The 19,496-nt window shown below is 68.6% G+C and carries 21 protein-coding genes and 3 tRNA genes; 15 read left to right on the top strand and 9 right to left on the bottom strand.

The annotated features are described in order from the left end of the window. Positions 1-45 precede the first annotated feature (45 nt). Positions 46-639, top strand: a complete 594-nt coding sequence (locus AC50X9_RS06305; RefSeq protein WP_494891446.1) for a copper resistance CopC family protein — start codon at positions 46-48, stop codon at positions 637-639. A gap of 73 nt (positions 640-712) precedes the next feature. On the opposite strand, the gene AC50X9_RS06300 is transcribed toward AC50X9_RS06305, so the two are convergent. Then, positions 713-1,339 (bottom strand): FAD-binding protein, encoded by a 627-nt coding sequence (locus AC50X9_RS06300; RefSeq protein WP_494891704.1) that lies wholly within the window; start codon positions 1,337-1,339, stop codon positions 713-715. Between the two features lie 461 nt (positions 1,340-1,800). Here AC50X9_RS06300 and AC50X9_RS06295 point away from each other — a divergent pair, with 461 nt between their 5' ends. The 5 genes from AC50X9_RS06295 to AC50X9_RS06275 all read left to right on the top strand — a co-directional run bounded on the left by AC50X9_RS06295 (position 1,801) and on the right by AC50X9_RS06275 (position 8,967). Continuing rightward, positions 1,801-2,838: a universal stress protein gene (locus tag AC50X9_RS06295; RefSeq protein WP_494891444.1), complete on the top strand. Its 1,038-nt coding sequence runs from the start codon at positions 1,801-1,803 to the stop codon at positions 2,836-2,838. Between the two features lie 38 nt (positions 2,839-2,876). Next, entirely contained in the window at positions 2,877-5,741 is a 2,865-nt protein-coding gene (locus AC50X9_RS06290) for a PEP/pyruvate-binding domain-containing protein (RefSeq protein WP_494891442.1), read from the top strand. A gap of 32 nt (positions 5,742-5,773) precedes the next feature. Next, the gene (locus AC50X9_RS06285) at positions 5,774-6,922 is read left to right on the top strand and encodes a LolA family protein (protein ID WP_494891440.1); all 1,149 of its coding nucleotides are present in this window, start codon (positions 5,774-5,776) and stop codon (positions 6,920-6,922) included. 19 nt (positions 6,923-6,941) lie between these two features. Continuing rightward, positions 6,942-8,024, top strand: a complete 1,083-nt coding sequence (locus tag AC50X9_RS06280; protein ID WP_494891438.1) for an ABC transporter ATP-binding protein — start codon at positions 6,942-6,944, stop codon at positions 8,022-8,024. A gap of 193 nt (positions 8,025-8,217) precedes the next feature. Beyond that, a complete protein-coding gene (locus AC50X9_RS06275; protein WP_494891702.1) occupies positions 8,218-8,967 on the top strand; it encodes an ABC transporter permease in 750 nt (249 codons plus the stop codon). A 15-nt stretch (positions 8,968-8,982) separates the two neighbouring features. On the opposite strand, the gene AC50X9_RS06270 is transcribed toward AC50X9_RS06275, so the two are convergent. The 4 genes from AC50X9_RS06270 to AC50X9_RS06255 form a co-directional block, all read right to left on the bottom strand. Continuing rightward, entirely contained in the window at positions 8,983-9,915 is a 933-nt protein-coding gene (locus tag AC50X9_RS06270) for a cation diffusion facilitator family transporter (protein WP_494891436.1), read from the bottom strand. A 10-nt stretch (positions 9,916-9,925) separates the two neighbouring features. Then, entirely contained in the window at positions 9,926-10,399 is a 474-nt protein-coding gene (locus AC50X9_RS06265; protein ID WP_494891434.1) for a metallopeptidase family protein, read from the bottom strand. A gap of 21 nt (positions 10,400-10,420) precedes the next feature. Next, a complete protein-coding gene (locus AC50X9_RS06260) occupies positions 10,421-11,338 on the bottom strand; it encodes a DMT family transporter (RefSeq protein ID WP_494891432.1) in 918 nt (305 codons plus the stop codon). A 97-nt stretch (positions 11,339-11,435) separates the two neighbouring features. Then, positions 11,436-12,317, bottom strand: coding sequence for an ArgP/LysG family DNA-binding transcriptional regulator (locus tag AC50X9_RS06255; RefSeq protein ID WP_494891430.1), 882 nt, complete (start codon positions 12,315-12,317; stop codon positions 11,436-11,438). A 69-nt stretch (positions 12,318-12,386) separates the two neighbouring features. Between AC50X9_RS06255 and AC50X9_RS06250 the strand changes: the two genes are divergently transcribed. The 6 genes from AC50X9_RS06250 to AC50X9_RS06225 all read left to right on the top strand — a co-directional run bounded on the left by AC50X9_RS06250 (position 12,387) and on the right by AC50X9_RS06225 (position 15,463). Further along, positions 12,387-12,989 carry a LysE/ArgO family amino acid transporter gene (locus AC50X9_RS06250; RefSeq protein WP_494891428.1) on the top strand — a complete coding sequence of 201 codons (603 nt, stop codon included), beginning with the start codon at positions 12,387-12,389 and terminating at the stop codon, positions 12,987-12,989. A gap of 57 nt (positions 12,990-13,046) precedes the next feature. Continuing rightward, complete coding sequence (locus AC50X9_RS06245; RefSeq protein WP_494891700.1) at positions 13,047-13,685, top strand: FMN-binding negative transcriptional regulator; 639 nt, start codon at positions 13,047-13,049, stop codon at positions 13,683-13,685. Between the two features lie 148 nt (positions 13,686-13,833). Then, positions 13,834-13,906 (top strand) — tRNA-Glu (locus AC50X9_RS06240). A 96-nt stretch (positions 13,907-14,002) separates the two neighbouring features. After that, positions 14,003-14,076, top strand: a tRNA-Asp gene (locus AC50X9_RS06235). A 48-nt stretch (positions 14,077-14,124) separates the two neighbouring features. Then, a tRNA-Phe gene (locus tag AC50X9_RS06230) sits at positions 14,125-14,200 on the top strand. Positions 14,201-14,590: 390 nt separating this feature from the next. After that, entirely contained in the window at positions 14,591-15,463 is an 873-nt protein-coding gene (locus AC50X9_RS06225) for a hypothetical protein (RefSeq protein WP_494891426.1), read from the top strand. A 201-nt stretch (positions 15,464-15,664) separates the two neighbouring features. Here AC50X9_RS06225 and AC50X9_RS06220 read toward each other — a convergent pair whose 3' ends face one another. From AC50X9_RS06220 to AC50X9_RS06205, 4 genes are all read right to left on the bottom strand, one after another. Next, positions 15,665-15,979: an alpha/beta fold hydrolase gene (locus AC50X9_RS06220; RefSeq protein ID WP_494891424.1), complete on the bottom strand. Its 315-nt coding sequence runs from the start codon at positions 15,977-15,979 to the stop codon at positions 15,665-15,667. Between the two features lie 427 nt (positions 15,980-16,406). Continuing rightward, positions 16,407-16,874, bottom strand: coding sequence for a hypothetical protein (locus tag AC50X9_RS06215; RefSeq protein WP_494891421.1), 468 nt, complete (start codon positions 16,872-16,874; stop codon positions 16,407-16,409). Between the two features lie 77 nt (positions 16,875-16,951). Further along, complete coding sequence (locus tag AC50X9_RS06210; protein WP_494891415.1) at positions 16,952-17,605, bottom strand: class I SAM-dependent methyltransferase; 654 nt, start codon at positions 17,603-17,605, stop codon at positions 16,952-16,954. Between the two features lie 4 nt (positions 17,606-17,609). Beyond that, on the bottom strand, positions 17,610-18,266 hold the full coding sequence (locus tag AC50X9_RS06205; RefSeq protein ID WP_494891413.1) for a CG0192-related protein: 657 nt from the start codon (positions 18,264-18,266) through the stop codon (positions 17,610-17,612). Positions 18,267-18,419: 153 nt separating this feature from the next. Here AC50X9_RS06205 and AC50X9_RS06200 point away from each other — a divergent pair, with 153 nt between their 5' ends. Genes AC50X9_RS06200 through AC50X9_RS06190 form a run of 3 tightly spaced genes read left to right on the top strand, consistent with a single transcriptional unit; the run spans position 18,420 to position 19,449 of the window. Next, entirely contained in the window at positions 18,420-18,884 is a 465-nt protein-coding gene (locus tag AC50X9_RS06200; protein WP_494891411.1) for an Asp23/Gls24 family envelope stress response protein, read from the top strand. Then, the gene (locus tag AC50X9_RS06195) at positions 18,881-19,072 is read left to right on the top strand and encodes a hypothetical protein (protein WP_024367397.1); all 192 of its coding nucleotides are present in this window, start codon (positions 18,881-18,883) and stop codon (positions 19,070-19,072) included. Before AC50X9_RS06200 ends, AC50X9_RS06195 begins: the two co-directional genes overlap by 4 nt. Then, positions 19,069-19,449 carry a hypothetical protein gene (locus AC50X9_RS06190; protein ID WP_494891409.1) on the top strand — a complete coding sequence of 127 codons (381 nt, stop codon included), beginning with the start codon at positions 19,069-19,071 and terminating at the stop codon, positions 19,447-19,449. Before AC50X9_RS06195 ends, AC50X9_RS06190 begins: the two co-directional genes overlap by 4 nt. The last annotated feature ends 47 nt before the right edge of the window (positions 19,450-19,496 follow it).

Genomic DNA, 19,496 nt, shown 5'->3' with positions numbered 1-19,496 from the left:
TTCCCATAGTCTGTAAGGAAGCCAACACTAGGAGCAGCTTTTCCCATGCGCGTCATCCGACAGTTTCTGAGTGCCCTGCTGGGCACGGCACTCCTTGCCGCCGCCCTGCTGGGTGCGGTCGCTCCGGCCTCGGCCCACGACGCCGCAGAGTCCACCAGCCCGGCCTCCGGCGCCACCGTGGCGGCGCCCCCGGAGAAGGTTTCCATCACCTTCAACAAGAACCCGCTGGCGATAGGGGCGCAGATCGCGGTGACGGACGCGGCGGGGACCAGCTGGGCCGACGGCCCGGTGGAAATCGTGGATAACGTCGCCTCCGAGCGGCTCAAGCCCGGCGCGCCCGCCGGCCTGCTCACCGTTGCCTGGCGGGTGGCCAGCTCCGACGGCCACCCCATTGAGGGCAGCTTCACGTTTACCGCCACCGCCGGGGCCACCGGCTCGACGGCGGTTGCCGCGGTTCCCACGATGGGAACCCCCCAGCCGGGTATCACGACAGCGCCGGAGCCGCAGGCCAGCTCAGCGGAGCCGTTCCCGTGGAGCATCGTGATCTTCGTCGGGACAGCGATCGGTATCCTCGTTGTTCTGGGGCTGATGGCGAAAAGCCGCCTCAAGCCGGGTTCGGGTAGCGACACCGAAAGCTGACCACTACCAACGCGGGGTCACGTCGCGCCCATCCGGAGCCCCCTGATGGGCCGTGTCTGACCCCGCGTTGCAGTCAGGCGGGCTCGGCGAGGGCATAACCTCCGGGCAACGCGGCGGGAAAGCCGTCCGGGTAGACCTTGGCCGAGATCGCCTGGCCGACTACCTTGGCCTGGCGCAGCACTTCCTTCGGCGTGGGCGTGATCAGCTCGCCCACGCCCACGAGGTACATCCCCAGGGCGTGCATGGCGGCCATCAGGTTGTGCCCCGCTGCCATCCCCAGCTCGGAAAGCATCCGGCGCAGCTGGCTGTGGGCGCAACGGGTCAGGACGAGGTGGTCCGCCAGGAGGACACCGCCGGGTGTGCGGACGGCCCACTGGTGGGTGGAACCCGTGACGGCGGCGTCGAGGTGTTCCAGCTGCAGGGCACGGATGTTGTTGCGGACGTCCAGCTTGTGGCTGGCGGCGTAGTTCCTCAGATGCCGGAGGATCTCATTTCGTTCCCGCAGGCTGCCGGCGTCTGCCGCGTCGCAGCGCTGCAGGGAAGACGTGTTGGCCGGATTCCCGGCGCCCAGCAGATCGAGGCCGTCCACAATGATGGAGTTGACGCCGCGCCGTTGCAGCTCGCTGGCAACCGCCAGCCCGGACAGGCCGGTGCCGATCACGACGGCGGCGGTCCGTTCGATGCCGCCGGACGTAGTCATGCTCGCCACTGCAGGTCCCTCCTAGAATGATGCGGTTGCTGGGCCGATGCCCCGAAAATGTGACCGCTCCAAACCAGCCCACTCAAGTGAACTGCGTTCTGAAACTAGAGTCTCGTTTTCGTAACGCTCGAAGAATACCCAACATTTCCACCCTTGGATAGAGCAGTTGCAACATTAGCTGTTCCGGGGAAATTCGCGCTTTTCGGAGACTCGGGGGCCGAAATCCGCCGTCATTCGGGGTCACCGGAAGCCGTGTAAACACTGGGTAAAACCTTCGCGACGCTGGTCAGTTGGGCCGCCCCGGCCGCCTTCTTGCTTGTTCCCGGCAAACCGAGAATAGTGAAGAAAACCAGGGCTTCTGGCCGCAGATTCTTCGGGCGCGTTGCCGGTGGACGCTGCACGCGGGCACGTCTGGCAGAATAGCCGCAACATCAGGCATGAATCGCAAGGAGGCGGACCCCATGGGCCGAGAACAGGTGCATCCGGATCCGGCTGGGGATACCCCCGGAAGGTCCGCGACTCCCCGGGGAATTGTGGTCGGCGTCGACGGTTCAGACCACAGCAAATGCGCCCTGGTCTGGGCCGCCCGTGAGGCCGAGCGCCGCCGCCGCCCCCTGCATATCGTGACCGCCTATTCCGTTCCGATTTTCGCCGCGTCAGGGCTCGACGGCGGTTACGCCACCGTCGACGATTCGGTGATCCGCGAGGGCGCGGAGGCCATCCTGCAGCAGGCCTTGAACAAGGTCGCGGGATACAGCATCGACGTCGAGGCTTCCGTCGAGAACGGCGACGCCTCCGGCGTCCTGCTGGAAATGTCCGAAACCGCCGAGCTGCTGGTCTTCGGAACCCGGGGCCGGGGCGGCTTCGTCGGGCGCCTGCTCGGCTCGGTCAGCAGTGCCCTCCCTGCGCACTCCAAATGCCCCACCGTCACCGTGCCACTGATTTGCGCCGACCGGCTGGGCGAAACCACCGATGACAAGCGCGTCCTGGCCGAGCGGGCCAAGTCCGGGCAGGCCCCGGTCGAAAACGTTGTGGTGGTGGGGGTCGACGGCTCCGAACAGGCCCGCGTGGCGGTCCTGGAGGCCGCAGCCCAGGCCGAGCGTCTTTCGGCGCCGCTGCGGGTGGTGTGCGCCGTCCCGCAGTACAGCGGATCGCTCGCCTGGGTCCCGGCGCCGATGGACCGGGAAGCACTCTTCGCCGACATCAGGACCCAGCTCGACGCCGGCGCCGCCTGGATCCGAAGCCACTTTCCCCGCCTCACCGTCGAGACCCAGCTGGTGGACGGCTCGCCCGTGGACATCCTCGTCGAGGCCAGCCGGCACGTGGAACTGGTGGTCGTCGGCACCCGCGGCCGCGGCGGGTTCGCCGGGATGCTGCTCGGGTCCACCTCGGACGGCATCCTGCACCACACCAAGGGCCCCGTCATGGTGGTCCCGGACCGGGACGACCCCCGGCTGGCTGACCGGGTGAACTTCGGACCCATTCTGGGGACCTCGTAGCCCCGAACGGCTCAAGCCGCTGAACGGAGGACCGGCAGGTGGAGCAGCTCCCCGGACCCGGCGCGCTGGGGCAGGAACCGCGGCAGGCGCTGGTGATCGCACTGGAGCAGGCCGGCGCGGAACTGCTCCCCGACGTCGGCGGCAAGGCGGCCAACCTCGGTGAACTGATGCGGGCCGGGCTGCCGGTCCCGGCCGGTTTCTGCCTCACCACGCAGGCCTACCGGCGTGCCACCGCCCCGGCCGGGCTGGACGCCGTCCAGGCGGACCTGGCCGGGACCGCCCCGGAGGATCTTCCGCGGCTCGCCGGCCTGGCCGCCGCAGCCCGCCAGCTGGTCCTGGCCGCGGCGGTTCCCGCTGACATTGCCGAGGCCGTCCGGGACGCCTACACCGCACTGGGAACCGACGCCCCGGTTGCCGTGCGCTCCTCCGCGACCGCCGAGGACCTGCCCTTCGCCAGCTTCGCCGGCCAGCAGGACACCTTCCTGAACGTCGTGGGCGCCGACGCGGTCCTGGCCGCGGTCCGGCAGTGCTGGGCCTCGCTCTGGACCGACCGTGCCGTGAGCTACCGTGCCACGCACGGGATCAGTCCCTCGACGGTGGCGCTCGCCGTGGTCGTCCAGCGGATGGTCGACGCAGCGGTGGCGGGGGTGCTGTTCACCGCGAATCCGGTGACCGGAAGACGGCACGAGGCGGTTATTGACGCCAGTCCAGGGCTCGGCGAAGCCGTGGTGTCCGGGGCAGTCAACCCGGACCACTTCGTCGTCGACAGCGCCACGCAAAGGATTCTGGAGCGCCGGATCGGCAGCAAGCAGGTGGTGATCCGGCCGCTTCCGGGCGGGGGGACCGAACGGATCGAACGGTCCGGGTCAGGGTCACAGCCTTGCCTGGACGACGCCCAGATTGCGGCGCTGGAGCGTCTGGGCCGCCGCGCCGAAATTCACTTCGGCGCGCCGCAGGACCTCGAATGGGCCGTCGCCAGCGGCGGCGAGCTGTGGCTGACACAGTCGCGGCCCATCACCACCCTCTATCCGATGCCGGAGCGGCAGCGGGTCCGGGACGGGACACGCGTCTACCTGTGCTTCAGCCTGGCCCAGGGCCTGACCCGCCCGCTGACCCCGATGGGGCTCGCAGCCTTCCGGCTGATTGCCTCGTCCGTGGCGCGCGCGGCGCACTTCGACGTCCCCGAGCCGCACGAGGGGCCGCCACCCTACGTCGAGGCCGGCCAGCGCCTCTTCTTCGACCTGACTCCCGTGCTGCGGAGCGCCGTCGGGCGGTCGGTCGTTCCCCGGGTCTTCGACGTGATGGAAGCCCGCTCCGCAATGGTGATGCGGAAGCTGTTCGCGGACCCCCGCTTTTCCGTCACCAGCAAGTCCCCGTGGCATGTGCTGCGGCACGTCGGCCCGGTGGCAGCGCGGGCCCGGGTCCCGGAGTCGCTGATCCGCGCCGTGTTCCGGCCCGAAGCCGCGCTGCGCCGGGCGGAACGATTCGGCGAGCGGTTCCGGGCCGCCCTCATCGTGCCGGCCGGCGCCACAACGGGGCAGCGCCTGGACCACGTGGAGCGCATCCTGGGACGGGAGCTGTTCCCGGTGGTCCCGAACATCCTGCCGCTGCCGGCGCTGGGTTTTGCCCTGCTGGCGGCCGCCGGCAAGCTGTTGGGGCCTGCGGCCGGTCCGGGGTCGCTGCAGCAGGTCCTGCGCGGGCTGCCCAACAACGTGACCACCGAGATGGACCTGGCGCTCTGGCGGCTCGCCTCCGCCATCCGGGCCGACGCCGGATCCGCTGCCGTGTTCGACGACGTGGCGGTCCCGGAGCTGGTCCGCCGCTACCGCGCCCACGAGCTTCCCGCCGTTGTGCAGTCGGGGCTCGCCGGATTCCTGGGCCGCTACGGGCACCGGGCTGTCGCGGAAATCGACGTCGGCATGCCCCGCTGGTCCGACGACCCGGCCCATATCCTCGGCGTCCTGGCCAACTACCTGCGGCTGGAGGACACCGACCAGGCTCCGGACCGGCAGTTCAGCAGGGCAGCGCGGGATGCCGAGTCGCAGATCGACAGGCTTGCCGCCGCCGCAGGGGAGCAGAGCAGACTGCGGGCAGTCCTGGTGCGGGCGGCACTGAAACGTACCCGGATGTTTGCCGGGCTGCGCGAACTACCGAAATACCACATCGTCGAGGCGCTGGCCGTGGTGCGCGGGCAACTGCAGCACATCGGGGCCGAGCTGGCCGCGGCCGGCCGCATCGATGAGGCGGACGACGTCTTCTTCCTGGACCTGGTCGAGACCCGCAAGGCCCTTGCGGGGACCCCGCTGCATCCGGTCGTGGCGGAGCGTCGCACCGCCTACGCCCGGGAACTGGGACGCCGGCACATCCCGCGGGTGCTGCTCTCGGACGGGACGGAACCGGAAGCGCTGCAGGCCAGCGCCGCCGGGGCGGATGCCGGAACCCCCGGGGTGCTGACGGGCACCCCGGCATCGGCCGGCACGGTAACCGCCGCGGCCCGCGTCATCCTGGAGCCGCAGGGTGCGCAGCTGGAGCCCGGGGAGATCCTGGTGGCACCCTCCACGGACCCGGGCTGGACGCCGCTGTTCCTTACCGCCGGCGGACTGGTGATGGAGATGGGCGGACCCAACTCGCACGGAGCCGTCGTCGCCCGCGAGTACGGGATCCCGGCAGTGGTCGGCGTCCCCGACGCCACCTCGCTGATCCGCACCGGGCACAGCATCACGGTCGACGGCGCCGCCGGCACCGTCGTGCCCGCCGCCCGGCCGGACCAGGCCGCCCGCCCTACCAGGCCTCCGGCCGGACCAGGCCGCCCGCCCTACCAGGCCTCCGGCCGGACCAGGCCGCCCGCCCTGACCAATCTGGCGGTGAAGGGTGAAACGGGCCATGCCCGGGCGTACTGTTGAAACATGAGCTGCAAGGTTGGAGCGCTGTCACGATGACGCGCAAATGGCTGCGTTGGATCCCCGCCGTGGCGGTGCCGGCCGTGATCGCGGCCGGCGTCCTGTCCGGTTCCCTCCCCGCCAGCGCCGGAGACTCATTACCGGACAAAACTCCGCAGCAGGTGCTGCAGATGATCGCCCGGCACGGCGAGAAATCCCTCTCGGGGACGCTGGAACAGAACTCCGAGATCGGTTTGCCGGACCTGCCGGAGTCCGGGGCCGGCGCCCCGGAGACCGCGTGGCTGGAGCTGCTGACCGGGCCCCACACAGCCCGCGTCTACCTGGACGGAGCCGAAAAAGCCCGGGTGCAGATCCTGGACCGGATGGCCGAACGGAACGCGGTCCGGAACGGGAATGACCTCTGGTTCTACAACTCCAAGGACAACACCGCAGCGCACGCCCAGCTGCCGGCCGGAACCGCCGACCGCCACTCGGTCCGTCCCGGAACTCCGACGCCCGAGGAGCTGGCTGACAAGCTGCTCGCCAAGCTCGACGCGAGCACTGAGGTGTCCGTCGGCGCGGATTCCCAGGTGGCCGGGCGGGCAGCCTACAAACTGGTGCTCACCCCGAAGTCCGGCGTCACCCTGCTGGAATCCGTCTCCATTGCGGTCGACGGCGAAAGCGGCCTGCCGCTCAGCGTCGAGCTGAAGGCCCGGGGACAGTCCGAGCCGGCCTTCAGCGTCGCCTTTACGAGCCTCACGCTCGGTGCCCCGGATTCCTCCATCTTCAACTTCACAGCGCCGGCCGGGGCCACCGTTCAGGAAATCCCGGTGCCGGAGCGCCAGGCCGGCGCCGCCACACCGCAGGACTTGGGCACAGCGAAGGCTGCGAAGCGGCCCGCGGTCATCGGAACCGGATGGGAAACGGTTCTCGAGTTCCCCGCCGGGACCGCCCAGCCTCCGGGCGGCACGCCGCAGACCGAAGCGCCGGACCTCTCGACCACCAACCCGCTGCGGCCCGGCCACGCTGACGCGGAAGGAAACGGCTCCGGCGCCGCCGCGCTGCTGGAGCAGGCCGCGGTGGCCGTCCCGGGCGGCCGGCTGGTGTCCACGTCCCTGGTGAACGTGCTGATCCTTGACGACGGCCGTATCCTCGCCGGATCCGTGCCCTTGGAGCGGTTGCAGGCCGCCGCCACGCCGCGGTGAACCGCCGGGTGACAGCCGCGTGACCGCCGTCGGGCCGGCGACGGAACTCAGCATCGAGACTTCCGGTCTCAGCAAGCGCTTCGGCCACCAGCTGGCCGTCGACGGCGTCGACCTGGCCGTGCCGAAAGGCTCGGTTTTCGGCTTCCTGGGTCCCAACGGCTCAGGCAAGACCACCACGATCCGGCTCCTGCTTGGCCTCGCCGCGGCCACGAGCGGATCCGTCCGGCTCCTCGGCCAGGAGATGCCCGGGCAGCTGCACGGAGTGCTGCCCCGCGTGGGTGCCTTGGTGGAGGGGCCGGCCTTCTACCCTTTCCTCTCCGGCGCGGCCAACCTGCACCGCTTCGACGCCGCTGACCCACACGTTCCCGCAGCCACCCGGAAAGCCCGGGTGCAGTCGGCGCTGGAGCGGGTGGGACTCTCGCATGCCGCCGACAAGAAAGTCCGCGCCTATTCGCTGGGCATGAAACAGCGGCTGGGCATCGCCAACGCCCTGCTGGCACCCCGCGAACTCCTGGTCCTGGACGAACCGACCAACGGCCTGGATCCGCAGGGCACCCGCGAGGTCCGCAGCCTGGTGCGATCGCTCGCGGCCGACGGCGCCACGGTCTTCGTCTCCAGCCACCTGCTGGCCGAAGTGGAACAGATCTGCACACACGCGGCCATCATGAGCGCCGGCCGGCTGGTGGCGCAGGGGACCCTTGCGGAGCTGCGGCAGGCCGGGCAGGCCCGCATCCGGGTCCTGACGCCCGACGCCGGGGCCGCCATCGAAGTGCTGGCCCGGCTGGGACTGAGCGTCGCCGCGGATGGCAAGGCTGCGGCCAGGACGGCTGGCGCGGCCGGCTCTGACAGGGCAGTTCCTGACACGGCGCGTTCCGCCGGCACAGACGCCGCCAGCAACTATTCCAGCGGCACAGATCCCGGCGGTGAAGTCCTCTACGCGCCACTGCCCGCGACGGCGGGCACGGACGCCGCGGCTCCGGAAGCGGTCGTGGCCGCCCTGGTGGCGGCCGGTGTCCGGGTCCGCGGCTTCGCGACCGAACAGGTCAGCCTGGAAGAGCGCTTCGTGGCACTGACGGGGGAGGGCTTCGACGTTGTCCAGTGAAAAATCCGGCACCGAAGAAGGGCCCGTTTCTGCCGAACGCCCCGGCTCCAGTCCCGGCCGCACCAGCCCCCGCAGCTCCAGCCCGGGCGGCCCCGCCGCCGCCCGGCAGGGCCAGCGGAGGCACGGTCTGCGGTGGCACGGTCTGCTGGCGTCCGAACTCGGCGTGCTGTTCCGCCGCCGCAGGACCTGGGCCATGCTCGGTGCGCTGGCGGCCATTCCAATCCTGATTGCCCTGGCCGTCCGGCTGTCCTCCGCGGTGCCGGCCGGCCGGGGTCCGGCGTTTCTGGACCGGATTTCCCAGAACGGTTTGTTCGTCGGCGTGACCGCCATGCTGGTTTCCGTTCCGCTGTTCCTGCCGCTGACCGTGGGGGTGGTGGCGGGGGACACCGTGGCCGGCGAGGCCGGGCTGGGAACCCTGCGGTACCTGCTGGTGGCGCCGGCGGGCCGGGTCCGGCTGTTGCTGGTGAAATATGCCGGGGCGCTGGTCTTCGCTGCTGCGGCGCCGCTCGTGGTGGCGCTGGTCGGGGCCGGAATCGGCGCTGCCCTCTTCCCGGTGGGGCCGGTCACGCTGCTCTCCGGGGACTCCATCGGGGCAGCGGAGGCGCTGCTGCGGCTGCTGCTGATCGCCGCGTACCTTGCCGTCTCGTTGCTGGGCTTGTCGGCGATCGGGCTCTTTATGTCCACGCTCACGGACGTTCCCGTGGGCGCGATGGCGTCCACGGTGGTGCTCGCGGTGGTCTCGCAGGTCCTGGACGCGCTGCCGCAGCTGGAATGGCTGCACCCGTGGCTGTTCAGCCACTACTGGCTGGACTTCGCGGACCTGCTCCGCCAGCCGGTGGTTTGGGATTCCTTCCTCACAAACGCGCTGCTGCAGGGCGGCTACGTCGCCGTTTTCGGTGCGCTCGCCTACGGCAGGTTCGTCACGAAGGACGTGCTCTCCTAGCGTGCAGTTCCGGGCTCAGGCGTGCTGGTGTGATTCGTGCTCCGCGTGGGAGACAGGTTCCAGCTGGAAGGTGCAGTGCTCCGTGTCGAAGTGCGAGCCAAGGCAGCTGACCAGCTTGTCCAGCACCTGGTCCGCGCCGCGGGCACCCAGGGCCGCGTCCTCCACCACCACATGGGCGGAAAATACGGGTACCCCGGAGGTGATGGTCCAGATGTGGATGTCGTGCACCGACACCACCCCCTCCACGGCGAGGATGTGCTCGCGGATCAGCTGCACTTCCACGCCCTTGGGGGTTGCCTCCAGCAGCACATCCACCACGTCGCGGAGCAGGTGCCAGGCCCGCGGCAGGATCATCAGCGCAATCACGATCGAGGCGATCGTGTCGGCCGTCTGATAGCCGGTGACCATGATGACCACTGCGGCGGCGATCACGGCGAAGGAGCCGAGCAGGTCGCCCAGGACCTCGAGGTAGGCACCGCGGACGTTCAGGCTTTCCTTCTGCGCGCCGCGGAGGATCAGCAGGGAGATGAGGTTGGCGACGGCGCCCAGGACGGCTGCGTAAAGCATGACGTCGGTCTGCACCTCGGGGGCTGAGCCCAGGCGCCGGATGGCCTCCGTGAAGATGACCACCGAGATCACGATCAGCACCAGGGCGTTAGCCAGGGCGGCGAGGACTTCGGCGCGCTGGTAGCCGTAGGTGCGCTGGTCGCTGGCTGGCCGGGAGGCGATCCAGGCGGCCAGCAGGGCGATGAAGACTCCTGCAGCGTCCGAGAGCATGTGCCCGGCGTCGGCCAGCAGTGCCAGGGACCCGGAAACCAGCGCGCCGACGATCTGGATCAGGACGACGGCGAGGGTGATGGCCAGCACGGCGACCAGCCGCTTGCGGTGCTTAGCAGTGCCCGTGACAGAGCCCGAGATGCCGTGCGCGTGGCTGTGGTCGTGTCCCATGCCTACAAGGCTAGCCCCAGCCGAGCTCGTGCAGGCGGTCGTCGCTGATGCCAAAGTGGTGTGCGATCTCGTGGACCACGGTGACCGTGACCTCCTCGATCACGTCCTCGCGGGATTCGCAGATCTCCAGGATCGGCTCGCGGTAGATGGTGATGCGGTCCGGCAGCGAGCCGGCGTCCCACCACGAGTCCCGCTCGGTCAGCGGCACACCCTCGTAGAGGCCCAGCAGCACGGTGTCCGGATCCTCGCCGGGCTGCGGCGTGTAGTCGTCCTCGATGAAAATGGCCACGTTGTTCATGGTCTTGGCGAGGTCCGGCGGGATCCGGTCGAGGGCGTCGTTGACTGCGGCCTCGAAGTCGTCGTCGGACATCGGGAACGGCGCGTGATCGTGGCCGTTCCCGCCGTCGTCCGGTTCGCCCGGGTCGCCCGGTGTGTGAGGTCCGTCCGGAATGATGGGAAGGCCAGGCGGCAGGAAGGCGGGCATAGCTGAAACTCTAGCGCCGAATCAGCGCGACCGGCGCCGGGTCAGTCCGACGCCCACGAGGCAGATGGCGCCGCCGACCAGGCCCCAGACGGTGGGGATTTCGCCGAGCACCAGCCAGGAGATCAGAATCGTGGTGCCCGGCACCAGATACGTGGTGGCGGCCAGCCGTCCGGCGTCGATCAGCGACAGCGCATAAGCCCAGGTGGTGAACGCGATCGCGGTCGGGAAGACACCGAGATAGACGAGTCCCAGGGTTGCGGGCAGCGGGGCCGCCTGCAGCTCGCCGACCAGCTGGCCGCTGAACGGCAGGCAGCAGATGGCGCCGACCATGATGCCGAACCAGGTGGCCTGGGCGGCAGGGAACTTCCGCAGCACCGGTTTCTGCACAATGACGCTCACCGCGGCAAGGGCCGCCGCCAGCAGGCAGAGCAGCACCCCGGCGACGTCCGCCGTCGACCGCTGGCCGGAACCGAGCGCGATCACCGCGACGCCGCCAAAGGCCACGAGGCTGCCGATGATCAGCCAGCGCGGGAAGCCCTCCTTGAGGATCAAGCCGGCCATGATGGCGACCAGGATCGGGTTGACGTTGATCAGCAGGGCGGCCGTGCCGGCGTCGAGGAGGTGCTCGGCGGCGTTCAGCGCGACGTTGTAGCCGCCGAACCACATCACGCCGTAGGCCAGGATGGGCCACCATTCGCGGCCCCGGGGGACGTTCTTGTTCTTCAGGAGTTGGGGCAACACCACAAGGCCCAGCACGACGGCGGCAATCGCCAGCCGGCCCAGGGTCAGTGAACCGGGGGAGAAGCTGGGCCCGACCGCGCGGATGCCCACAAAGGCGGAGGCCCAGAGCACCACCGTGACGACGACGGCGGCGATGCCGAGCCTGCTGATCTGGCCCGGCGGCAAGGGCGTCTTGGCGGGCTGGGTAGTTGTTGCCATGCTGCCAATCTAGTCCGTGCCGCGTCCCGAAGACTGGCGGAAATCGGCCACGTCTAGTCAAGTTCCTGCCATGGCGCGTGGCGCCGTCCCGGCGGGTTCAGCGCAGCGGGCGGGCAGCAGCCTGGATTGCCGCCGCGACCTCCTCGAGGGCGGCCGAGCCGTGCCGCCATTGCTGCCAGTGGAGCGGCACATCCACGTGTGCCTCCGGGTCCAGGGCGACCAGCGTGCGCCGCGCCAGTTCCTCCGAGACCTCGATTTCCGGCAGCAGCCCCCAGCCCATTCCCCAGCGGATGGCTTCGCCGAACTCGTGGGCGGCCGGGACGTAATGCCGCGGCGGCTGGAGGGCCTTGCGGCTGGCGCCCCGGAGGTAGCGGTCCTGCAGATCGTCCTTGCGGTCGAAGGTGATGACGGGGGCGGTGGCGAGCGCTTCCGCCGTCGCCCCCTGCAGAAAAAAGCGGGCGGCGAAGTCCGGGGTGCAGACCGGGAGGTAGCGCATCACACCCAGGCGCCGGGAGGAGCAGCCCGGGGCGGCTTTTGCGGTGGTGGTGATGGCGGCGGCTGCGGCGCCGCTGCGGAGGAGTTCCAGCGAGTAGTCCTGGTCCTCGCGCAGGATCTCCAGCTGGACCTTGTCCGCCACCGCCGCGAGCCCGGGCAGCGCCCAGGTGTGCAGGGAATCGCTGTTGATCACCAGGGTGAGCCGGACGCTGGCGGGCTGGGCGCCCGGCTGCAGTTCTTCGGCGAGGTCGGCGGAGAGCATCTCCAGCTGCCGGGCGAAGCGCACCACCGCCTGGCCCGACGCGGTGAGTTCGACCGGGCGGGTCCGGGTCAACACCGGCCGGCCGACCGCCACCTCGAGGGCGCGGACCCGCTGGCTTACCGCCGACGCCGTGACCGAGAGGTGTGTGGCGGCGGCCTCAAAGCTGCCGTTCGCCACAATGGTAGCCAGGGTGCGGGCCTGTTCCGGAGAGACATCGATCATTAGCTTATCTTATGTTGCTGCAGAATTGTTAACTGGTTTCATCCTGTGGCGGCCTCTACCGTGGGTGGTGTGATCTTCTCTCTCGTATCGGGCCTGGCAAGCGGGCTGTCCCTCATCGTGGCCATCGGCGCCCAGAACGCCTTCGTGCTCCGGCAGGGGGTCCAGCGGGCGCACGTCGCGCTGGTTGTTGCCGTGTGCGCCATCTCCGACCTGGTGCTGATTGTGCTGGGCGTTGCCGGGGTCGGCGTCGTGATTGAGCGGGCACCCGCGGTTCTGGAGCTGGTGCGCTGGGCCGGGGCCATCTTCCTGCTGGTCTACGGCGGCAGGGCTGCCCTGCGGGCGATCCGCGGAGAGCAGCTGGCCCAGCCGGCTGCCGGGTGCAAGGGGACATGGGCGGCGGCGCTGGGGACCTGCCTGGCGTTGACCTGGCTGAATCCGCACGTCTACCTGGACACCGTTCTGCTGCTGGGTTCCCTGGCCGGGACCCACGGGGCGGACGGGCGGTGGTGGTTCGCTGCCGGTGCGGGGTTCGGCAGCGTCGTCTGGTTCGTTGCGCTCGGCACCGGAGCCCGGTACCTCGCGCCGCTGTTCGCCCGCCCGGGCAGCTGGCGTGTGCTCGACGGCGGGATTGCGTTGGTCATGGTCATACTGGCTGTCATGCTCGTAGCCTGATCTTGTCAGCCCTGCCCGCAGCGCGTGGAAGAAATCACCTCGAAGAAGGAACCGATCATGTACGTCCCCTCGCATTTCGCCGTCGACCAGGATGCCATCGCGGAGCTGCTGTCGAACCATGGCGCAGCAAACCTGGTGACCTCGACGGAGCGCGGCCTGCTCGCCACTCTGCTGCCGTTTGTTTACGACCCGGCGGCCGGCGATCACGGGGCGCTGCTGGGCCATGTTGCCCGCAACAATGAGCAGTGGCTGCTGCCGGCGCTGGGCGAATCCCTCGTCATCCTGCAGCGGTCCGATGCGTACATCTCGCCGTCCTGGTACCCGTCCAAGGCTGAACACGGCCGGGTGGTCCCCACCTGGAACTACACCACCGCGCACGTCTATGGCCGGCTCGTGATCCATGACGACCCGGCCTGGGTTGAAGCCCTGGTCCGGCGGCTGACGACGCTGCACGAAGCGTCTTCGGAGCGGCCCTGGTCGGTGGACGACGCGCCGGCGCGGTTCGTCGCCGGTCAGCTCCGGGCGATTGTCGGCGTCGAACTTGTCATCACCCGGGTGGAAGCGAAACGGAAGCTCAGCCAGAACCGGCCGGCCGCCGACGTCGACGGCGTCATCGCGGGTTTGCGGGCCAAGGGCGAGCAGGCGGCGGCCGACGACGTCGAGCGGGCGCAGCCGGACCCGAACCGGCGGCGATGAGCGCCGGACAGGCCGGCGACCGCCGATTTTGGATAATCCGGGGGTCTGCCCTTATAGTTTTATAGTCCAGTTCGGAGGAACCCGAAAGGATAAAAATGAACGGCTCCGGCCCTTAATTTTTGCCCTGGTTCAACCGGATGGCGTTCTGGCCCCCATCGTCTAGCGGCCTAGGACACCGCCCTTTCACGGCGGCGGCACGGGTTCGAATCCCGTTGGGGGTACGCAAGGAACTGGTCGGGCCGGGCGTGAAAGTCTGGTAGGCTAAAGGCCTTGAAAAATTGCGGTAGCGATACTGCAGAGAAGCAAGAAAATAGCAAGGCCCTGTAGCGCAGTTGGTTAGCGCGCCGCCCTGTCACGGCGGAGGTCGCGGGTTCAAGTCCCGTCAGGGTCGCTCTGATTGCCAGAAGAAATTCCGGCTCTCATGGTGACATGTCACCTAGGCTCTGTAGCTCAGTTGGTAGAGCGTTCGACTGAAAATCGAAAGGTCACCGGATCGACGCCGGTCGGAGCCACCAGCTAGAACCCCGCTGTTTCCCGTGTTTACACGGGAACGGCGGGGTTTTTTCGTTGCTCGTGAGACCGGCGATTCAGTCTCAATCAGGTGGAATCAGCCAAGTACGGGTACAGACCTCCGGTATCCCCCTGGTAGAAGTCTCATTCGCAAAAGCTCCGGCGCTGAGACAGGCCCAATTGAGTAGATCATTTCCGGAATCCTAGCGTGGCGCTCTCCCCCGGGTTTAGCATAGGGGGCACGCCGCTCCCCTCCTATGGGACACGCAGGCTTTTGGGCTACGGCGGCCGACACGTTAAGGCCGCAGTCAGGGCATCTGCCCGGAATCATTTGCGCCTTCGCTGCCGCAGGCACCGCCAAGGCGGGACATCCTTTCACCATGGGAGCAAACGCCATGACTACCTACATGCCGCGTACCATCGCGGCTGCTGCAGTCCTCTCTTTGGCGCTCGCCGTTCTGCCGTTCACGGGCTACGCAGCCCCGGCACCGGCCGCAACCCAGGAAGCCTACAGGCTCGATACTACGATCGACGCCACCCGGGTCGGGGGCGCTGCCGACGAACCGGTGAGACTCACCTATTTCTACGACCCTGGCCTGACCCCTTTCGACTCATCGGCCACGCACGCCTTATACGGGCCGTTGAACCGTCTGGTCGTAGAGGTTGGAGACCAGTGTGTGTCGTTTACAGGCTCCGGCACCTCCATCGGTGTTTTCAATGATGCGGGGACCACAATTGTTGAAGACAGCTATACGGTTACGGCCGAAGCCTCCGCAACCGCGGCTTCCACGCTGTTCGGACGGCCGGTGGAGCAAGTACACCTGGTTCTCATCGACCCGGAGAGAACGATGTTCAATTCCACGTCGCTGCCCTCGGACTCGTCGTTTGCCGACGCCGCCAACACCCTCCAAAGGGCGGTGGCGCTCGGCCCCGCGTCCGATGGTGGCGGCAAACCAGTGCTGTTGTACAACGAGGACGCGAACTTCGGGGTTGGTGACTACGATCCCCTCGCGCCGCTGTCGAACCTGAGGGAGGTCACCGCATCCCTGGATGCAGACGTACGTCCCGGCATGCTCGCCCAGCTGGACAGGGCGGCAAACTTCCTGCAGAACCAGACCGGTGCTAATGAGAAGAAGGCGGCCGACGCTCTCGGGGCCTACATCAGACTTGTCGACGCAGGGCAACGCTCGGGCAAGATTGCGGACGAGCAGGCGGCGTCGCTTCTGGATCAGTCGAGGGGAATCCTCGCCAGTTTCCCGGCGTGCTGACCCGCCACGACGCGCTAGCGCTGCCCCGCCCCATTGGATACGAACCTGAGTCGTGAGCGGCGCGCAGCTGCTCGCACAGTTAGCGAACGACCGCCAGCATGGCCTCCGACGGGTCGACGGGCTGGCAGAGAATGCGATGTGTCGCGCGGCAGTCCCGTCGGGCTGGACGATCACGCGGCTGAGTGGCCGACGTGAGTTGCACTAATGAACCAGTTGGCTGAGCGACTTCCAGAAAATCGCGTCCGCCTGTGATTCCGGGACAAACCAGCGGAGCCAATTCCATCCGGTCAACGAGCGCACCGCGGTTTCCGGAAGGACAGCCAGGAACCGGATGAGGAACGGAAGCAACGGAAGCGGGGTTGCGGCCGGGCTCCCGGTGTTCGCGAGCACCAGGCGCCGCACACGGTCGGGATGCCGGCGGGCGAACGTCTGGGCCGCAAAGCCGCCGAAGGAGGAACCCAGCACATCTGCCAGGCTGACGCCCTCGGCGTCGAGGACCGCGGCGGCCGTCGGCAAGTCCGGCGATGCCTGCGCCGGCGGGGTAAGCCGGCGCGATGACGCGGAAATCCCGTTCCAGCGCTTCGATCAGCAGCAGGTACATGTCCGGCAGCCTTGTCCCTCGGGAGGGCAGCAGTACCGTCTGTTCTCCAGCGCCGCCGGCCAGATAGCGCCAGCGCAGCCCGCCGACGTCGAGCGTTCGATACCGGTGGCTGGCACGGAAAGTGGCAAGCCTGGCGTCCAGTGTGGAGGGTGGCCCGGCTGACCGGTCTGCCGGTCTGCTGTTCGACGCCGGACGGGCGGCAGCGGTGTCGCTCGGTCCCGCGGGAGGACGTCCGTCGAGGAATCGTCCGACTACGTCGGCGTATTCGGTCGGGCAGACTACGCCGCCGCTTCCGGCCACGGCAACCCGATGCGTTACCGGCCGAAACGCTGCGGTGGCCGGTCAGCCATGGCCGCGAATATTCTCGTGAAGCGACCGGGCGACGACGATGGCCGCGGGGATGTGGCCGAGGGCGAGGATTGCTGCCGCGAGGGCGGTCCACCAATTGCCGAGCCAGCCCGCGGCGGCGAAGAAGGCCACGACGGGAAGGACGGCCATGGGAACGGGCACGGCACTCAGCGGCTGGTACAGCAATGACCAGGTTCGGCCCCGGGTGAGGTAGCGCCACCAGAGCGCGTAGTAGCCGGTCAGCGCCGCCAGGACCAAAGCGAGCCAAGGCCAGATGATTTCGGTTGGCGCCGTGACCGCGGGAACGACGAGGCACAGCGCCTGCCCTGCGCGTTCCAGCCACGAAACCGGTCCCGGGACACGAACGAGGGGCTGCGCATCCCGCGGCGGGAAGATCAGCATCAGCATGTTCGGTGCGAGTACCGCAACGCTGACTGCGAGCCCGATCGGTGAGAACCCCATCTACGGAGTGTAGTTCGGCTCTGCTGCGCGTCGCCCGCCTGACGGAGCCGCCCGGGCACAATTCGTCCCGCCAGCGTTCAGCCCGAACGCCTTGCGAGGATGAATGCCTGCGCCTGGGCTTCGGTTGGCCGCGCTTCCCGCGTCAGCTCGGCGGCGATCGCGAACCCTCGGCGAACTAAGTGTCCGGCAGTCGCGGCGGGATCGTGCAGATGGGCGGTGAGGGCCACATCGTGGCCGTAGGCGCGGTCGAGCGTTCGGTGGCCGGTGCCCGCCTGGAAGCCCAGGAGGACGTGGCCGCCGGGGCGTGTCACCCGGGCCAGCTCTGTGATGACATCGGGCAGCTGGTGCGGCGGTGTGTGAATGACCGAGTACCAGCCCAAGACACCGCGGAAGTGCCGGTCAGGATAGGGGAGGGCGGAGAGGTCGCCGATTTTGAAGCGACGGTGAGGGTGGGCGTTGCGGGCCTGCTCGATCATGCCTTCCGACAGGTCCACTCCTTCAATGTCCGAAAGCCCCAGCGTCTCGAGGTGGGAGATCATCCGGCCGGCACCGCAACCTGCATCGAGGATGCCTGCGTCCGGAGTACCGGCTGACACGGCGTCAGCGAACTGCTGAACCATGGCCAGCTCCAGCGCCGACTCGAAGGATGCGTCGGCGAGCAGGCGCGCGTACGAGGCGGCAACCGTGTTGTAAGCCTCGCGCACGGAATCGGTGGCGCTGCCAGCATTCATACCTTCAGGAGGCCTTTTTGGTTATGGCGGCGAGTCTGACGTTGTCCACTTGTCCTTCCCAGGTGCCGGTCAGCTCCAGATCGACGCCGGGCTGCTCCACCAGGTCCAGCAGCCGGACAACGAGCAAGTGCAGGGTTGCGGTTTCGATCAGGGTGCCGGCGGCCGTGATGCGTGGCGTGGCCGAAGAGATATCGGGAACTTCATCCTGCTTCGGCCCGGTGCTCTGCACGGAGACCGACCGGGGCAGCAGGTTTTGTGGGCCCTCTACTTCGAGGTACTGCTCCGCCTGGGGCTGGCACAGCATGATGCCGGCCGCCAATGCTGCCATGTAGACGGGATCGGCGCAGGCATCATAAACCCACCGGGTGCCGAGCACTGAGTGCTGCATTGTTCCAATCAACCACGCCTCCGCGCCGGCCAGGGGCTCGGCCCGGTACGAAAGGGGTACCTGAACGGTGGCGCCCCCGGCGGAGACGATCATCGTCTCCATCCCGACCTCGCCGGCAGGGTCATCGAACCGGTACGAGCCCACTTTGCTCAGTTCGGCCGTTCTGCGCAGTGCGGCCGTGCCGGGCTGCGGAAACCAGGACTGGTGGGGCAGCCATGCTTCAAGGAGTTCGAGTTTCGTCGGCTGCAGGTCGGCCGCGTGGATGATCGCCATGGCCGCAAGCATAGCCGGGGAGGCGGGAGCCGCCGCCGACCGGGCCCGTGCCCCGACTCCACTGTCTTGATGCACTAAGCGATTCCTGCAGGAAGCGGCGCCCTTGTCCGGGGCAGGTACTAGGGTGGTCACAAAGAGAAGGGGGAGTGCCTCATGGAATACCAGAATTCTCAGCCCGCGGCTGCCCGCGTGCCCGAGCCGCCCGTCACCGCGCCGATGCCCGGCGGGGGCAGGACCGTCATTTCCGAAGCCGCCGTCGCTAAGGTCGCGGGCATCGCCGCCCGCGCGGTCCCCGGCGTCTACTCCCTGGGGACCGGCCCGTCCCGCGCGCTCGGCGCCTTCCGTGACGCCGTCGGCAGCTCGGACCACGCCGCCGGCGTCCGCGCCGAGGTCGGCGAAACCCAGGTGGCCGTCGATATTGACCTGGTGGCGCTCTACGGAACACCCCTGCACGCCCTCGCGGACCAGATCCGGGCCGCAGTGTATGCGGCGGTCGAGGAGCTTGTTGGGCTCCAGGTCATCGAGGTCAACATCGAAATCACCGACGTCTACGTGCCCGGCCCGCCGAAGTCAGGCGCCGCGGCTGAAACCCGGACTGCAAGGGAGGCCATCCAGTGAATCTCACGGTTGTAGGGATCGCCATGGGCGCCTTCGTGGCGTTCATGTCCTTCCAATTCGGCGTCTGGGGTTTCCTCGGCGCCCTGCTTTTCATGGGGATCGGAGCCCTGCTGGGCCGTGCCGCGGAAGGGAAACTGGACCTGCGCAGCGTGCTTGACGCCCTCACAGGCCGGCGTTCCTCCTCATGAGCGGCACGGCTGGTGCTGTTGCCGCGACCGCGAGGGCAGGACACACCAGGATCAGCACCCAGGCACTCACCAGTGTGGCGCGGGCTGCCGCGGCGGAAGCCCTCGGCGTCACGCCGCACGAGATTCGGGCCGAGTGGTCCGATGACGACGGCCTGCTGGCGCTGTCGCTTGTCTCACCCATTGCTGTCCCCTCGTTGACAGCAGTCCTGCGTGACCCCGGACGCGTTGGGGTCTTCGGCGGCTCCATCTGGGACCGGGCCGTGGCCGCCAAAGCTGAGATCCTGCAACGCGTGTCCGAGCTGAGCGGTTCCCGTCTGAGCCGGGTGGATATCCGCATCAGCGGCGCCAGCATGAGTGAAGGAGGACGGGTCCATTGAGCCACCCCACCGACCATGATTCCACCCACGGCCGCCACGTTCCGCCT

Source organism: Pseudarthrobacter sp. HLT1-3 (assembly GCF_059383535.1).
This window is presented reverse-complemented; position numbering and strand designations above follow the sequence as displayed.

Excerpts from the sequence above, each read along its gene's own strand:
- AC50X9_RS06305 (WP_494891446.1), top strand. The coding sequence starts at position 46 with ATGCGCGTCATCCGACAGTTTCTGAGTGCCCTGCTGGGCACGGCACTC.
- AC50X9_RS06300 (WP_494891704.1), bottom strand. The coding sequence starts at position 1,339 with ATGACTACGTCCGGCGGCATCGAACGGACCGCCGCCGTCGTGATCGGC.
- AC50X9_RS06295 (WP_494891444.1), top strand. The coding sequence starts at position 1,801 with ATGGGCCGAGAACAGGTGCATCCGGATCCGGCTGGGGATACCCCCGGA.
- AC50X9_RS06285 (WP_494891440.1), top strand. The coding sequence starts at position 5,774 with ATGACGCGCAAATGGCTGCGTTGGATCCCCGCCGTGGCGGTGCCGGCC.
- AC50X9_RS06275 (WP_494891702.1), top strand. The coding sequence starts at position 8,218 with ATGCTCGGTGCGCTGGCGGCCATTCCAATCCTGATTGCCCTGGCCGTC.
- AC50X9_RS06270 (WP_494891436.1), bottom strand. The coding sequence starts at position 9,915 with ATGGGACACGACCACAGCCACGCGCACGGCATCTCGGGCTCTGTCACG.
- AC50X9_RS06265 (WP_494891434.1), bottom strand. The coding sequence starts at position 10,399 with ATGCCCGCCTTCCTGCCGCCTGGCCTTCCCATCATTCCGGACGGACCT.
- AC50X9_RS06260 (WP_494891432.1), bottom strand. The coding sequence starts at position 11,338 with ATGGCAACAACTACCCAGCCCGCCAAGACGCCCTTGCCGCCGGGCCAG.
- AC50X9_RS06255 (WP_494891430.1), bottom strand. The coding sequence starts at position 12,317 with ATGATCGATGTCTCTCCGGAACAGGCCCGCACCCTGGCTACCATTGTG.
- AC50X9_RS06245 (WP_494891700.1), top strand. The coding sequence starts at position 13,047 with ATGTACGTCCCCTCGCATTTCGCCGTCGACCAGGATGCCATCGCGGAG.
- AC50X9_RS06225 (WP_494891426.1), top strand. The coding sequence starts at position 14,591 with ATGACTACCTACATGCCGCGTACCATCGCGGCTGCTGCAGTCCTCTCT.
- AC50X9_RS06215 (WP_494891421.1), bottom strand. The coding sequence starts at position 16,874 with ATGGGGTTCTCACCGATCGGGCTCGCAGTCAGCGTTGCGGTACTCGCA.
- AC50X9_RS06210 (WP_494891415.1), bottom strand. The coding sequence starts at position 17,605 with ATGAATGCTGGCAGCGCCACCGATTCCGTGCGCGAGGCTTACAACACG.
- AC50X9_RS06205 (WP_494891413.1), bottom strand. The coding sequence starts at position 18,266 with ATGGCGATCATCCACGCGGCCGACCTGCAGCCGACGAAACTCGAACTC.
- AC50X9_RS06200 (WP_494891411.1), top strand. The coding sequence starts at position 18,420 with ATGGAATACCAGAATTCTCAGCCCGCGGCTGCCCGCGTGCCCGAGCCG.
- AC50X9_RS06190 (WP_494891409.1), top strand. The coding sequence starts at position 19,069 with ATGAGCGGCACGGCTGGTGCTGTTGCCGCGACCGCGAGGGCAGGACAC.